Origin of the sequence: Flavobacterium sp. KACC 22763 (assembly GCF_028736155.1) — a bacterium.
In the GTDB taxonomy this organism is placed as follows: Bacteria; Bacteroidota; Bacteroidia; order Flavobacteriales; family Flavobacteriaceae; genus Flavobacterium.
Genome location: NZ_CP117879.1, coordinates 2774613 through 2789117, shown reverse-complemented (window position 1 = coordinate 2789117; position 14505 = coordinate 2774613). Strand labels below are relative to the sequence as shown.

The following is a 14505-nucleotide window of genomic DNA, read 5'->3' as shown; positions in this document are numbered from 1 at the left end:
AATTAATTCACCTCTTTCCACCATTGTTGAAATTCTTGTTTGTCGTTTTTTAATTCAACAGCTTCACCGATCATTGGCGTTACTAACGGAATCGGATTTTCTGAGAGATTATTTAATTCAGTCACTTTATTTAAAGGTTCGTCCCAAGAATGTAGTGATAAAGCAAATTTCGAAGAATGTACAGGAAATACCCTTTTAGCTTTCAAGTCTTTCATGGCTTGTATTACATCTTCTGGCATGTTGTGAATATATTTCCATTTTTCATTGTATTGGCCATTGTCAAGCAAAGCAATGTCAAACGGGCCATATTTCTCGCCAATTGCAGCAAAATGCGAATCATAACCGCTGTCTCCGCCCAAATACATTTTGAAATCTTTAGTTTCCAGTATAAAAGAAGTCCAAAGCGTATTGCATCTTTTAAAACCTCTGCCCGAAAAATGGCGAGAAGGAGCAGTATGAATGGTTAGATTTTGATCTAATTCTATTTTTGAGTACCAATCTTTTTCAATAATAATTTCAGGAGCAAAGCCCCAGAATTCCAAATGAGAACCTACGCCAAGAGCTGTGATTATCTTTTTAGTTTTAGGTTTTAATTTTAAAATCGTATCGTAATCCAAATGATCATAATGATCGTGTGTAATCAATAAATAGTCAATTTCTGGAAGATCTTCAACTGAATAAATATCAGAACCTTTAAACGATTTTGTTGTGCCAGGAATAGGAGAGGCGTTACCGCTAAAAACGGGATCTATCAAAAAACGTTTTCCTTCCAACTGAATAAAATAAGACGAATGTCCAAACCAAACTAAAATATCTTGGTCTAAGGCCAGTTTCTTTAAATTGGTTTTTACAGACGGAATCAAATCTGTCGGGATTTTTCGATCTACTTTTTTAAAGAAAAATTCAAACAAAACACCAGCCATACTTGCTCCTTCAGCTAAATCTGGAGTAAAACTCTGATTTTCGAATTTTCCGTTTTTATATTGAGGTGAATTTTGAATCTGAATTAATCTTTCGCCCGAAGGTGCTTTTCCGAATTTTGGATGCTGCAGAAACATATAAATTGCAAAAGCAATCAGGAATAATAGAATTAGGAATGTTATCATTTATTTTGCGGATATAAATTTTGGGTGTATTCAATTGAAAGTAAAATTATCTTTTTTAAGGTTTCGATATCAATATCAGCCAATTTTTTAATGTAAATACAGGCTTTTGACGAAGTATGCTTTCCTAGTTTAGATAAAAGTGCTTCTCTTTTTTCTTCAGGCAGATAGAAATAAACAGTCATCGCTGTTTTTCTTGGCGAAAACCCCGCAAGTGGCGCATCTCCTTCATGTCCGCTTTCATATTTATAATGATAACTTCCAAAACCAATAATGCTTGGCCCCCACATTTTGGGTTCAAAACCTGTTATTTTCTCAATTATTTTTAGAAGTTCAAAAGCATCGTTTCTTTTAACATCATTTTCAACAGCGTTAATAAAATCAGTCACGCTGTTTTGAGTTTCTGTGGTTTTATTTTTTGCCATTTTAGTTTACTTTTTCTTTAATAAATCGCTTTTCAAAAGAATGTTTTTGATTTTAAATTCAGTCGCATAAAACAAATTAGCATCTTCAGGCATCTGATTTTCCAATGCAATCAAACTTACATCACTTTTTGGGAAATACAAATTTACACCAGAAAACCCGTCTCCCAAACCTGTATGTCCAAGATACTTAACAGATTCTTCTTCTACAATTCGAATTCCGTATCCATAAGGCTGTTTTTCTTTTCCGAAGAAATTATGCTGAGATAAAATGGTATTTTTAATTAACAATTGATACGATTCTGGTTTTAGAATCTTTCCCTTATGAAGATTATTGTTCCAAATTGCTAAATCAGAAACGGTTGAAATTATGCCGTCTGCGCCTAAGGTTTCATCTGTGATTTGTCTTGAGGTATCAGGTTCCAATTGATTTTTCACATTATAATAACCCGTTGCCAAATTTTGTTCTTTATCTTTTGAATAACAAAAAGTGTGATTCATTTTTAATTTCTTAAAAAGCGATTCGGCAACCTCTGTATAGCTTTTTTTAGAGCTGAATTCGACAATTTTTGCAACCAGATTAAAACTTATATTTCCGTATTTAAAATCGGTTCCAGGTTTAAATGCCAACGGTTTTTGTAAATCGACAATTCCGTGAGAATGATTTAAAAGCTGATGAACCGTTACCGAATCTGCCCAAGTTTGAGTTAGTTCGGGTAAATATTTTTTGATTGGTGCATTCAAATCTACTTTTCCTTTTTCGACTTCTAATAAAAGCAGAGTTGCAGCAATTAATTTACTGTTAGACATGATTTCAAATTGCGTATCTAATTTTAAAGGTTTTTTAGTTTCGAAATTTGAAAAACCTTCAACTTTTGAATACAGTGTTTTTCCGTTTTGAGAAATCAAAACCACACCATTAAATTTAGGGTTAGCGCTTTGAAGTATACTATCAATACTTTTTTTATAATCGTCTTTTTTTTGGGCCGATGAATTGCAAGAAGTTAGTATTAAAACTAATAATAAGGAGATTTTGGTGATGAAGTTCATTTATAATTGTTAATGGTGAATTGTTAATGGTGAATTGTAAATTGTTATTGTTTAATGTTTAATGGTTGCTCGATTGAATATAGTTGATGATTTTTTATAGTATTCTATAATTAATAATTTACCATTAACAATTCACAATTAACTAAAACATTCCGTTTTCATTAATAGAATCTTTAGGAACAGGTTGTCCAAGATCCCAAAGTTCGACGATTTTATTCAATTTGAATTTGAGAATATGCACGACGGCAAAACCAATATCTGAACGCGTTTGTTTGAGATGCGAATGTACAGCAACAAGGTTTCCGTCTTCTAAAATATGATGTATTTTAAAAACTTTATTTGGGTTTGTTCTGGCTGATACTTCCATAGCAAGCATTAATGTCTCTGCATCACCTTTGAAGTAGGCATTATGGTGTTTGAAATTCTTTCCGACATATAATCGAAAACCTTCATGAGGATGCCCTTTTGCTGCTAGTTTCAGGAAGTTTTTAGCGATTTCTTTATTAGTCATAATTCAAAATTTAAAAACAAACTAAGTTATGAAATAAAGCGCTATAAATTTTGCAGAAAATACTTAGGAATTTATAAAATTAAACTTCTTCCGATTTGATTTTAGAAAGATCAATGCCCAATTTTGCAAACTCTTTTTCTCCCAATTTGGTAATGTAAAAATGTTTGTTTGAAGCTTCATTTTTTGCGATCCATTTTTTGTCTGCGAATGTTTCAAAAAGCAGTTCGCCGAGTTTACCACCAATATGACTGTAGCATTTTTTGGCTGGCTTTATAGTATTTTTGGTTTCCATCTTTTTCTTTAGATTTTCTTTTTTACCGCAATTTTAGAAGCCAGATAAGCCATTGGAAGATAAGCAAAAACTAAATCGACAATGCTGAACCAAATTGGAGATGGAAGTGTAAAGACCATTGTGATGCCGCCAAATAAAAAGAAAGCTCCAATAACAAACGCTAATTTTGTTTTGCTAGAGGCAGCAGATGATGCAGTTGTGAGTGCTCCAGCAAAAGTTCCGATTGCGTGGGCTAAAAATGGAAAAAGAAAATGCTTTGGCTCGAATAAGTGCATAGTAGCTTGTAAACCTTCTGTAGTCGTAACATCAGCACCATTTGGAGGCGGAATTATAGAGCCGCTTATTAAAATGATGCTCATGTTGACTATGCTTCCGATAACAAGACCTGCAATTACGGCCAAAGTATTTCTTAAAAATGGATTCATAACTTTCGTTTTTTGTTATAACGAAAGTAAGAAAATTATTCTTTTGATGATAATGCTCTTTCAGTTTCTATTTGAGGTTTTCCTGTAGCATTTGGCTGGCCTTTTCCAGTTTCTATTAATTTTTTCAAACTGTTTTCGACATAGTTGCTCCAACCTTTTGTGCAAACATCAAAACATTCGTATTCTGGAACTAGGCCAACATGGGTGAAAGTGAGTTTTGTCATGTTACCTTCTTTAGAAATGTCAAAAACAGCTGTTGTATTGGTCCATTCGGTATCGTCTTTGGTAAAACTGAAATAGTTTTCTTCAATCAGCCAGACAATTTTTTGATTCGGAATGACTTCTGTCAATTTTATTTTACAGCGGTGAACATCTTCGTAATGATATTTAAATTCATCACCTTCGTTTGCTGTTTTTCCTTCAATTTCTTCAGACCACCAGCCTTTAACGTTTTGTATAGCTTTAAAAACTTCTTCTGGTGATTGATTGAGAAGTATTGTTGTGGTAAAATCGTGAGTGTTCATAATTAATTGATTTTTTAAATTAGTAAAGTAAAATTACAATCTAAAAATCAATTGGTTAAGGTGCTTAAAAGACAATTTTGAGGTGCTTTTCGGACAAACTCTGTTCTTATTCTTTTCGTAAGAAAGCCATCATAAAATTTGCAATGTAAATAGGAGTGGCAACAAAAAGGATAACAAAAATTTCTAAGATTAATACTAAATTTAGCATTAAAGAATCATCAACGAGAGAGAAATCATTATTTGCAATTAGTTTATAATAAAGAAAAAGAAACCAATATATCATAAAACTTCCAATCAAAATAATAGAGTGAATTATAATCAAAGGTTTTGTAAGCTGTTTTTTGAAAACTTTTTCAATTAACCAATAACCTGAGCCCATAAAGAAATAGAGAAAAAATAAACTAGCAGTAATTTCAAGATTGGGAATTATATAATAAGTGTCATGAATATTAATATCCAGAAAAGAGTTAGGATAAAAACTTTTGATAAAACCAATAATTAAAACTAGAATAGAAACAATCCAAAATAAGTGGTAAACTTTTATTTTGTTGAAAGGCATAATCTATTGTGTTTTTTTTAAGAATGTGATTAACGTAGTTCGAAATGTTTTGTTATAATATTTTTTACAAAAGTTATATGGAACTTTCTGTTAATAGAACTACACTCATAATAATTCCAAAAAATATAAGAATGCTCAATAAACCAATCAAAGTTACTCTCCATCCGCCGAAAGTTTCGCCACCATTTTTAATATGATTTTGAATATTCTGTTCCTGAAATTTTTTCAAGAAATAAGAAGCGACAGCTGAATAAAGTACTGGGAAGAGAATATTTGGAAAGTTATCGGGAATGATAAAAATGAGCCCAATAATCGCAATCATTGATAGAGTTGTAATAATCCATGTATTTTTTGCTTTTTCAAAGTCATTAAAAGCTTTAAAATTTTCTGCAATGCAATAACCTGCCACTAGTGGACCAGCAAAAAATGTTCCTATTCTTATGGCTTTTTCTGAATATATTTTTTCGGTTGGAATTTCTTCAAAAACTGATTTTTCTGAATTATTGTCTTCAATCATTTTTATAAAGTAAGATTTGTGATTTATATTGTTGCTTTAATTTTTTCTGGGATTTTATTGATCAGTTCAAAATGTTTTGCCATTACATTTTCAAGCTCTAATGTTCCTCCTAAAATAATCATTTCTTTGTGCGTAAAACGTTTTCCGAGTCGGTCTTCGAGCATAATTTTTTCCATGCTTTGTGCTATTTCGATTTCATGTAAAAAGTCATTCGGATGTCCGGCAGTACAGATTGCAAGTCCATACGGAATAGTTTTCATTTTCCTTGAAGTTTCATTTTGTCCGTAAGCGTATCCAACAGAATAAACACGATCAAACCAGCCTTTTAACTTTGCAGGACAATCACTCCACCAGACAGGATACAAGAAAATAATAGCATCTGCTTTTTCTATTTTTTCTTGTTCTGCTAAAACATCAGAAGGAATTGGAAGCTGTGTCTTGGCAAATCCTTCACGCTCATATTCTGCTTCAGACATATCGCTGATGAAATTAGATCCATACAAATCGGAGACTTCAATATACCAATTTTCATTGCCTAAAACAGATTTTAATCTTTCCAAAACCTGAAAGGTGTATGATTTTTTACTGGGATGTGCGTAAACAATTAAAACATTCATTTTTAGACTTTTTAGATTTGTAATCGTTTCAAAGTTTAAATCAGTTCTGTACGAAAATACAAATTAAAAGTAAAATATTTTATTTTAAGATGTTGAATTGGATTTTAAAATCTGTCAGAGCTAAGTACAGTTTGTCATTTCGACGAAGGAGAAATCTCCGCAAGTAGCTCCGCAAAGTAATTCCCAATCTTTGTCGAGTTTCTAACGAAGATTTCTCCTTCGTCGAAATGACAAGATTGTGTAAAAACTATTAGTTATTTTTCTGAAAATTCTAAAATATCTCCAGGTTGGCAATCCAATACTTTACAGATGGCTTCGAGCGTACTGAAACGGATTGCTTTTGCTTTACCAGTTTTTAATATGGAGAGATTTGATAATGTTAAATCTACTTTTTCTGAGAGTTCATTTAATGACATTTTTCTTTTTGCCATCATGACGTCTAAATTTACTATAATGGGCATAATTTTGGTTTAAATGGTTAGGTCAATTTCCGATTGAATTTCGATTCCTCTTTTAAAAATTTGTCCGATTACAAACATCACAATGGCCATAAAAATCCAAATGTTATGGCCTTCAAGATTAAGTGATTCTAAAGTTGGGAGTTTTACACCATTTGATACCAACCAATTGTTGAATTTGAAAGCCCAAAAAGAAAATAATCCGATCCCGAAAGCTAAATAGGAGAGATAAGATATAAAGCGTCCTGTTTCTGGAGTAAAAGGTTGTTCTATATTTAATTTTTTCTCGTGCAGCATTTTTACAATCAGATAAAACATAATCGATTTTAATATTGCCACAATGCTGATAAAACATATTTCTTGAATGTAAAAGCTAGGACTGTAATTGTAGAGATCGAGTAAATTAAGAAAGCGAGCATTATAGGAATTTATAGTCATAGTATAAATTCCGTTAAAAAGATACATACCGGCTTCTACGCATAAGCCAATAAAAATAATCCACGATAAAATATTCAGGATTTTTAGAATCTGTGGTGTTCCAATTTTAATTTCCATACTATTTAAGATTAGAAGTTATGCTGCTAAAATAATAAAAATTTATTGATAAACAATAAATAAATAGTTTTTATCAAAAAAAAATAGCTTCAATAATTTTGGTGCTGAAGCTATTTTTATATGTTTCAAAATCTTGTTATCGGAGGACTTTCTTTTCGTTTTCGAGCATTTTTTCGATATTAAAATAAATGCCATCTACATTGTAAACACCTTTTTCGAAACTTAGGTAATCGCAGTTTTCAACCAATGATTGTCCTTTCGATTCAATTTCAAAAAGGCTGAGCAATATGTATTCGTGGTCTACCATTAGGACATGAAAACCAGTTTCGCATTTTTTGCCATCTCCAGAAGAAAGAATTACATTCATAATACTGTGAAATTTAAAGGAAGCAATTTTTGCTGCAGTTTCGTCACCTTTTAAATGATAAATGTAAGCTAGATAGTTGAGCTGTCTTAAGTCAAATGGAAAATCGTTTAAGGAATTATTGGCTAGTTTTATAATTTCGTCATAATCTGAAGTTTCGAGTTTTTCTTTAGCGTAATAAGTGCGGAGTTTTTCGTCGTTGGGAGAAGTCCAAAAAGCATTGTATTTGGGTTGAAAAAAGTAACCTAAATATAAGTGGCGATATTCATCATGTGATAAAAGAGTATCATTTTTAATCAGCCTTTCCATTAATTTCGGATAAAAGAATTTGGAATTCTTATCACTGATTTCTTTTTCGATTGCTTTATAATCAGGTTTTGTAAAACCGAGATCTTGAGCGTTTAATTGGATTCCGATACAAAAAAATAAGGCAACAAAATAATGTTTTAGCATGATTTAGACGGTTTTAAGTTAGGTTTCTGGTCTTACTAAAATACAAATTATTTTAAAGCAAAATGTTCTTGTAAAATCCTAATTCGGTATGACAAAACATGCTTTTATTATGGTTCATTAGTTATCCATTTCCCTTTTTCTTTCGCAATATCGATTAATTTCTGGCCATGTTCAGTCATTAAATTCTGCTGAATCATGCGCTCGGCTCTTTCGATATTAGGTTTGCTCCATTTGCTGGTTTTGGGATTTCGGTGAGAGAAGGTAAGGTAATAGCTTTCTCCGTCACGTTTTTTGCAGAGACTGTCAATCCAGCCAAAACAAAGTGCTTCTTCGGTTGCTTCGACTAAATTTACACTCTGTATTTTACTTTTTTTATGATACAAAATCAGCCAAACCGATTTTTCTGCCTGGCTGTTTTCCTCAAGCCAGTTGCGCCAATCTTGTCTTGTTGGAGCATAAACAGCTAATTTTCCGTCTTTAGTTTCCATCTTTTTAATTTTTATTTTGTAAAAGTAAAATGGCTTTATGACAACAGTATGTCAGTAATAAAATTAAATTAAAGTTTTGAAAATTAGATATTTAAATTGTTTTTGATTTATTTTAACCGAAGTAATTGGCCTTTTCGTTTGACAATGTTTTTGTAATCCCACTGAATTTCTCTGCTTTTCTTGAGCCAGCGTTTTAAATCTTCTTCATTTATCTGATCGATGTTTGTATAACGCTTTTCAGCAGCTTTAAATGAGCCTTCGTTTTGAAGTTTTTCTTCCTCAAAAGATTGTCCGCTCCAGAAGAGCAATCTTACTGAATCTTTTAATTTGCTGTAACCTACAATCGGATTTCCGTCTAAAAACCAAACAGGATGAGCGTGCCAGATTTTGTTTTCGGCTTCAGTTAAGTTTTTATTTATAATGTCATAAAGAAGATTGCAGATTTCTTTATTTTCTGCTGTCTGAGAATCGTTGTAATCCTGAATCTGATTCATATCTTTAGCATTTAAGTTAATTTATATCTTTTGTCAGCTCAAATAAAATATAAGTTCCGTTGCTTGACTGGCCTCTCGATTTTTCTTTGAATCCTTTTTTTAAGTAGAATTCAATTGCTTTGGTATTGCTTACAAGGCATTTTAGGGTAATTGGAAATGCTGTTTTCTGTATGGTGGCTTTTAATAATTGGGTGCCAATGTTTTTTCCTTGATATGCATTCTCAACATAAAGATGATGGATAAAGTTATTAGGCATCCAAATCGAAATAAATCCGACGGGAATATCATCTATGAGTGCAGTTAGAATATATTCTCCTTTTGTCTGTTTGTCAAAATCTTCAAGTTTGAATTCTGATGTGTCTTGCTCTGTAAATGTTCGCTGTCTTTCGTTTAAGAAGATGATTCTTAAACGTGGTAAGTTGATGTTTTTCGCTTCTTCTACAATTACCATTTCGAATATATTTATTGTTTGTTAAGCGTAGGAAAGTTAAATAAAAAATCCGACTTGTTTATGCAAATCGGATTTTGATGTTTTTTTATGGCTGTAACTTTTTCATGAATTCATTTGAAGCCAGTTCTAATGCTTTATAATAGTTTCCTTTTTTAAGTTCAGGAACAGAATAAGTGGCAATTATGTTTTGTGTGTCTTCAGTACTTAATTTGTATCGTATAAAATCGACACTTATAACCTGAATTTGTCTTAATGTTTTACTTACGATTATTAAAAGAGTAGGGTCTAATCGCGGGTCTTTTGATAGAAATTTATCGAGTTCCAATGTATATTCTTCCAATGACTTAAATGGAGAATAAGAAGGAGTTGTGATGACAACAATTTTATAAAGGTATTTTTTTTCGAAACCGTTTAATGTGGTATTCAAAGATTTAAGCTCGACTGGTGTTAATATTTTTTCGAAGTCGTTGACACAGTCTGTTGATCCTGAAAAAGAGCTTTTTAGTTGAGAAGCAAAATCGGTGTCGTTTTTTGTTTGGGCAGATAAAAGAACTGAGGTTAACAGTACTAGCGTAAAGAATAATTTTTTCATTCTGTGGCAGTTTAGATTTGGTGCAGCAAAAGTAGCACATTCTTTAATTTTAAACAGATGAAAAGTAGAATAGTTTTTGTTTTATGTCGAAAAATATTGGGTCTTATAAAAATAAAAATCCGACCTGCTTTCACAAATCGGATTTTAAAGTTTTCTATTGTAATAAAGGCAGTAAATGATCCCACTTTAATTCTTTGGCAAAATCCAAAGCAGTTTTGCCAGTTGCGGTTTTAGCATGTTTATCGGCTCCAGATTTCAGTAAAACTTCAACAGAAGTCTGATTTCCTGCAATGGCTTCGCGATGCAGAAAAGTATAGCCTAATTCATCTTGGTTGGATACTTCTTCCGGATTATTGGTAACGAACTCAATAAGGCTTTCCCTCATGTTTTTGCTCATTGGGTGTTCAATTAGATTTTCGGGTTTTTCTTTTTGTTCGTTTACGATCAAAATGTCGTTAAAATCGCCAAAATCTAGTCCCCAAGCCTCGTCATGAGATTCCCTTTCGTCCTCGCTCATTTCAGAACGCATGGCTTGAATTGTAAATGCGCCATAAGTTTGTCCATTGATGGCAAATAACCAATCGCTGATTTGATTTATCGGAATTGCAATTTCGTCTCCATTAGCGACGTTAGTTAATTCATCAGGATCATTTACCAATATGCCATATATGTTTTCGCCATCGAAATTCACATCGTTAATCCACATATGTTCTACGATGGTTTCTCCGTCTATTTCTTGAGTAAAAGCCAGTTTTACGCAAGCAACATCCAATCCTGGAACTATTCGTCTGTATTCCCAAGATAATTCTCTCCAGAAATATTTAAAGGTTTCTTGAGCTTTTTTGTAAGCCTCAATCATTTTTGGATTTTCTCCGTCGGCGTAGAATATTTTTGTTTCTTCCATAAAAATGAATATTTATAATGATTTATAAAAGTAATCTTTTTATTACTTTGGAAGAAATGATATTTAGTTGTTTTTTAGAATTATTAATTAAAAAGCAAGATTGTTTCAGATAAAGTTTTGTGATTTCTCCTTTCAGTTGAAATGACAAAACTATAGGCACAAAAAAATCCGATCTGTTTTCACAAATCGGATTTTATAAATTGAGAATTATATATAACCGTAAAACGGTATATTTTTACAAGTGAATTACTTCGCCGTAAGCATCAGCTACAGCTTCCATAACAGCCTCGCTCATTGTTGGGTGAGGGTGGATAGATTTAAGGATTTCGTGACCTGTAGTTTCTAGTTTACGAGCTACAACTGCTTCAGCAATCATATCTGTAACACCAGCACCAATCATGTGGCATCCTAACCATTCTCCGTATTTAGCATCGAAAATTACTTTTACGAATCCGTCAGCATTTCCAGCAGCTTTTGCTTTTCCAGAAGCTGAGAATGGAAATTTACCAATTTTTAATTCGTAACCTTTTTCTTTAGCTTGTTTTTCTGTTAAACCAACAGAAGCGATTTCTGGAGTTGCATAAGTACAACCAGGAACATTTCCGTAATCGATTGGGTCTACGTGTAAACCTTTAATTTTCTCAACACAGTTGATTCCTTCAGCAGAAGCAACGTGAGCTAAAGCTTGACCAGGAGTAACGTCTCCAATTGCGTAGTATCCTGGAATGTTAGTTTCGTTGTAAGCGTTTACTAAGATTTTATCTCTGTCAACAGCGATTCCAACTTCTTCTAATCCGATGTTTTCAATGTTTGTTTTGATTCCAACCGCAGAAAGTACGATGTCAGCTTCTAGAACTTCTTCTCCTTTTGCAGTTTTAACGAAAGCTTTAACTCCAGCTCCTGTAGTGTCAATACGCTCAACAGAAGAGTTAGTCATTACTTTAATTCCTGATTTTTTCAAAGAACGCTCAAATTGTTTTGAGATATCTTCGTCTTCTACAGGAACAACGTTTGGCATAAATTCTACGATAGTAACATCTGTTCCCATTGAGTTGTAGAAGTGAGCGAACTCAACTCCGATTGCTCCAGAACCAACAATGATCATAGATTTTGGTTGCGTTGGCAATGTCATTGCTTGACGGTATCCAATTACTTTTATACCATCTTGAGGTAAGTTTGGCAACTCGCGAGAACGAGCTCCAGTTGCGATGATAATGTGGTCAGCGCTATATTCTGTAACTTTATTGTCTTTATCAGTAACGTCAAGTTTTTTTCCTGGTTTTAGTTTTCCAAAACCTTCAATAACGTCAATTTTGTTTTTTTTCATTAAGAATTGAACACCTTTGCTCATTCCTTCAGCAACACCACGGCTGCGTTGAATAACTGCAGGGAAATCTTTATCAAATTCAGAAACTTTCAATCCGTAGTCAGAAGCGTGTTTAAGGTAATCAAAAACCTGAGCAGATTTTAAAAGCGCTTTTGTTGGGATACATCCCCAGTTAAGGCAAACTCCACCTAGATTTTCTTTTTCTACTACAGCAGTTTTAAAGCCTAATTGTGAAGCTCTAATCGCTGTTACATATCCTCCAGGACCACTTCCTAAAACAATAACGTCGTATTTCATTTTTTTTGCTTTTAGTATTAACTATCGAAAATGAAGTTTATATTTCCGAAACTCATCTTTCGATTTCTTCTTTTGTTATTTGTGATTGCGAATTTAAGGATTTATTTTATACGAACACCTGAAATTTTGTTTTTAAAGACACAGATTTTGGTCTTTTCACAGAAACCAAAGTAATTGTGAATTGTAAATTGTGAATTATGAATTGATTTTTGTGATTTAGTGAGTAATTGTTGATGGTTGATGGTTTGTGGTTTATGGTTTGTGGTTTATGGTTTATGGTTTGTTGTTTGTTGTTTGTGGCTATTATAATTTTGTCTCTCTGTCCGAAGTTGAAGAGCTTTGTGTGGGCTTCGACTTCGCTCAGCCTGACAGTCGCTGAATCTTTTTGAATAAAATAAGCCACAGATTAAAAAGATTAAAATGATTTTTAAAAAATCTGTGTTAATCTGTGTAATCTGTGGCTATTATAATTTTTTATAATTGATAATTGACAATTATCAATTATCAATTAAATCTTAACGTGTCCCCAGTTTTCTCCGCTGGCAATTCTTCTAATTTGCATTTCGCTAACGCCAAATTGTTTTGCAATCATTTTAAGACGAGTTTTTTGTTCAGGTCTTGCTAGGATTTTTTTGATTAACATCACTTTTGTGGTGGTTAATTTTCGTCCGTCGGCTTTTAGATTGTGTTCAATTAAGTTCTTTTTTGCCTGAATAACGCGCGGACTTTTACGGCTGTGCGCCATCATTTCCTGTTTGGTTGCCCAGCGAAGATTGCGTTCATCATCATTAGCCCTGTTGTAATCTAAATGCAGAACATATGTTTGCTCTTCCGATTCTTTCGGAATGAAATATTGGGCAACTAGTTTGTATAAGAAAAGGTATTTATTAACGATTTTATCGTCTTTTTTTACCTTAAAACGGAAAGTAGGATATCCGTCGCTTAAACCGCCTTTTAAGATTCGGCCATTTTCAATATCGTCGGTAAAACTTATTAATCTTCCTCTGTTTGAAATGGCGTATTTAAGTTGTAATGAGGCATTTATTTCTATTTCTTTGAATTTTTCATCAGGATAAAATCTATTTTGTGGCATTGTCTTTTACATTTGATTTCTATATTCTCAAAGATAAATAATAAACCAAAAATTTCAGCTATCTTACTGATTGTGAAAGGGCAATTTTATGATTTCTATAACGCTAATTTAACGTTTTAAAGCGTTTTTGGCAGTTTTTAGTCGGATTTTAAATCACAATTTATCAAAAACGCAGTTTTTCTGTTTTTTAAATTAATGTGATTTTATAGCTAAATAATTATTAAATTATTGATCTAGCCAGTTTTTGAAGTTGTTGATTTCCTTTTTACTGATGAAAATAGCATCAGATTCAGCTGCAGGAACCGTCAAGACCAATTCAACTTTCTGATTAGAATGTTTTATAACTTCTTTAATGCTGTCTCGGCTAACGATATATTTTCGGTTTATTTTGAAAAAACGAAATGGATCAAGACTGTTTATAATTTCTGTCAAAGTACTGTTGTACAAATAACTGTTTCCAGATTTTATGTGAATAAAAAGATGCTTTCCAGTCGCAGCAAAATAGGTGATTTCGTTTTCATTAATAGAAATCATTTTATAGCCGTGATTTACTAAGAAATGGCGCTGTATTTTATTGCTTTCGGGGTTTTCTATTGCAACTAAAGATTGAAGCGTGGAATTGCTGTTAAAACTGTCTTTTATTTTTTTGAATTTCTGAAGGGCTTCCAATAATTCTTCTTCTTCAAATGGTTTTAAAAGATAATCTATTGTAAAATGTTTGAAAACCGAAATAGCATAAGAATCGTAAGCGGTTACAAAAATAACAGGGCAGGAGATATCTGCTTTTTCGAAGATTTCAAGACTTTTTCCGTCACCCAAATGAATGTCCATAAAAGCGAGGTCTACTTTGTTTTCGCTAAAAAATGCGACAGCTTCTTTTACCGATTTTAAAACGCTGATTGCTGCAATCGATAAAACGTCCTGCTGCTCTAAAATAGATTTTAGATAGCTGGAAGCAAGATGTTCGTCTTCGACAATAGCAATTTTCATTTTGCAGATATTTATAATG

General features: G+C 32.6%; 21 protein-coding genes. All 21 read right to left on the bottom strand.

Going from position 1 to position 14505, the window contains the following annotated elements:
• Positions 1–2: 2 nt before the first annotated feature.
• The gene (locus PQ463_RS11195) at positions 3–1106 is read right to left on the bottom strand and encodes an MBL fold metallo-hydrolase (RefSeq protein WP_274253773.1); all 1104 of its coding nucleotides are present in this window, start codon (positions 1104–1106) and stop codon (positions 3–5) included.
• A complete protein-coding gene (locus tag PQ463_RS11190) occupies positions 1103–1528 on the bottom strand; it encodes a DUF1801 domain-containing protein (RefSeq protein WP_274253772.1) in 426 nt (141 codons plus the stop codon). Before PQ463_RS11190 ends, PQ463_RS11195 begins: the two co-directional genes overlap by 4 nt.
• Before the next feature lie 6 nt (positions 1529–1534).
• Positions 1535–2575, bottom strand: coding sequence for a serine hydrolase domain-containing protein (locus PQ463_RS11185; protein WP_274253771.1), 1041 nt, complete (start codon positions 2573–2575; stop codon positions 1535–1537).
• 142 nt (positions 2576–2717) lie between these two features.
• The gene (locus PQ463_RS11180; RefSeq protein ID WP_111379079.1) at positions 2718–3086 is read right to left on the bottom strand and encodes a nuclear transport factor 2 family protein; all 369 of its coding nucleotides are present in this window, start codon (positions 3084–3086) and stop codon (positions 2718–2720) included.
• Positions 3087–3165: 79 nt separating this feature from the next.
• The gene (locus tag PQ463_RS11175; RefSeq protein WP_274253770.1) at positions 3166–3378 is read right to left on the bottom strand and encodes an ArsR family transcriptional regulator; all 213 of its coding nucleotides are present in this window, start codon (positions 3376–3378) and stop codon (positions 3166–3168) included.
• Positions 3379–3386: 8 nt separating this feature from the next.
• On the bottom strand, positions 3387–3803 hold the full coding sequence (locus tag PQ463_RS11170; protein WP_274253769.1) for a hypothetical protein: 417 nt from the start codon (positions 3801–3803) through the stop codon (positions 3387–3389).
• Between the two features lie 35 nt (positions 3804–3838).
• Positions 3839–4327 (bottom strand): SRPBCC family protein, encoded by a 489-nt coding sequence (locus PQ463_RS11165; RefSeq protein WP_274253768.1) that lies wholly within the window; start codon positions 4325–4327, stop codon positions 3839–3841.
• Positions 4328–4433: 106 nt separating this feature from the next.
• Complete coding sequence (locus PQ463_RS11160) at positions 4434–4886, bottom strand: hypothetical protein (protein WP_274253767.1); 453 nt, start codon at positions 4884–4886, stop codon at positions 4434–4436.
• Between the two features lie 73 nt (positions 4887–4959).
• Positions 4960–5403, bottom strand: a complete 444-nt coding sequence (locus tag PQ463_RS11155) for a hypothetical protein (RefSeq protein ID WP_274253766.1) — start codon at positions 5401–5403, stop codon at positions 4960–4962.
• A 23-nt stretch (positions 5404–5426) separates the two neighbouring features.
• On the bottom strand, positions 5427–6020 hold the full coding sequence (locus PQ463_RS11150; protein ID WP_274253765.1) for an NAD(P)H-dependent oxidoreductase: 594 nt from the start codon (positions 6018–6020) through the stop codon (positions 5427–5429).
• 254 nt (positions 6021–6274) lie between these two features.
• Positions 6275–6481, bottom strand: coding sequence for a helix-turn-helix domain-containing protein (locus PQ463_RS11145; protein ID WP_274253764.1), 207 nt, complete (start codon positions 6479–6481; stop codon positions 6275–6277).
• Positions 6482–6490: 9 nt separating this feature from the next.
• Positions 6491–7033, bottom strand: a complete 543-nt coding sequence (locus PQ463_RS11140) for a DUF2975 domain-containing protein (RefSeq protein WP_274253763.1) — start codon at positions 7031–7033, stop codon at positions 6491–6493.
• Positions 7034–7169: 136 nt separating this feature from the next.
• Positions 7170–7850 (bottom strand): DUF4919 domain-containing protein, encoded by a 681-nt coding sequence (locus PQ463_RS11135; protein WP_274253762.1) that lies wholly within the window; start codon positions 7848–7850, stop codon positions 7170–7172.
• 107 nt (positions 7851–7957) lie between these two features.
• Positions 7958–8338: a YdeI/OmpD-associated family protein gene (locus PQ463_RS11130; RefSeq protein WP_274253761.1), complete on the bottom strand. Its 381-nt coding sequence runs from the start codon at positions 8336–8338 to the stop codon at positions 7958–7960.
• Between the two features lie 107 nt (positions 8339–8445).
• Positions 8446–8832 (bottom strand): DUF1801 domain-containing protein, encoded by a 387-nt coding sequence (locus PQ463_RS11125; protein ID WP_274257921.1) that lies wholly within the window; start codon positions 8830–8832, stop codon positions 8446–8448.
• 16 nt (positions 8833–8848) lie between these two features.
• Positions 8849–9283 carry a GNAT family N-acetyltransferase gene (locus tag PQ463_RS11120; RefSeq protein WP_274257918.1) on the bottom strand — a complete coding sequence of 145 codons (435 nt, stop codon included), beginning with the start codon at positions 9281–9283 and terminating at the stop codon, positions 8849–8851.
• Between the two features lie 85 nt (positions 9284–9368).
• Positions 9369–9875 carry a TPM domain-containing protein gene (locus PQ463_RS11115; protein WP_274257916.1) on the bottom strand — a complete coding sequence of 169 codons (507 nt, stop codon included), beginning with the start codon at positions 9873–9875 and terminating at the stop codon, positions 9369–9371.
• Positions 9876–10029: 154 nt separating this feature from the next.
• Positions 10030–10779, bottom strand: a complete 750-nt coding sequence (locus tag PQ463_RS11110) for a DUF2314 domain-containing protein (RefSeq protein ID WP_274257914.1) — start codon at positions 10777–10779, stop codon at positions 10030–10032.
• 235 nt (positions 10780–11014) lie between these two features.
• On the bottom strand, positions 11015–12403 hold the full coding sequence (lpdA, locus tag PQ463_RS11105; RefSeq protein ID WP_274257912.1) for a dihydrolipoyl dehydrogenase: 1389 nt from the start codon (positions 12401–12403) through the stop codon (positions 11015–11017).
• A gap of 508 nt (positions 12404–12911) precedes the next feature.
• Positions 12912–13496, bottom strand: coding sequence for an NUMOD4 domain-containing protein (locus PQ463_RS11100; RefSeq protein ID WP_274257911.1), 585 nt, complete (start codon positions 13494–13496; stop codon positions 12912–12914).
• A gap of 225 nt (positions 13497–13721) precedes the next feature.
• Entirely contained in the window at positions 13722–14486 is a 765-nt protein-coding gene (locus PQ463_RS11095; RefSeq protein ID WP_274257909.1) for a LytR/AlgR family response regulator transcription factor, read from the bottom strand.
• Between the last annotated feature and the right edge of the window lie 19 nt (positions 14487–14505).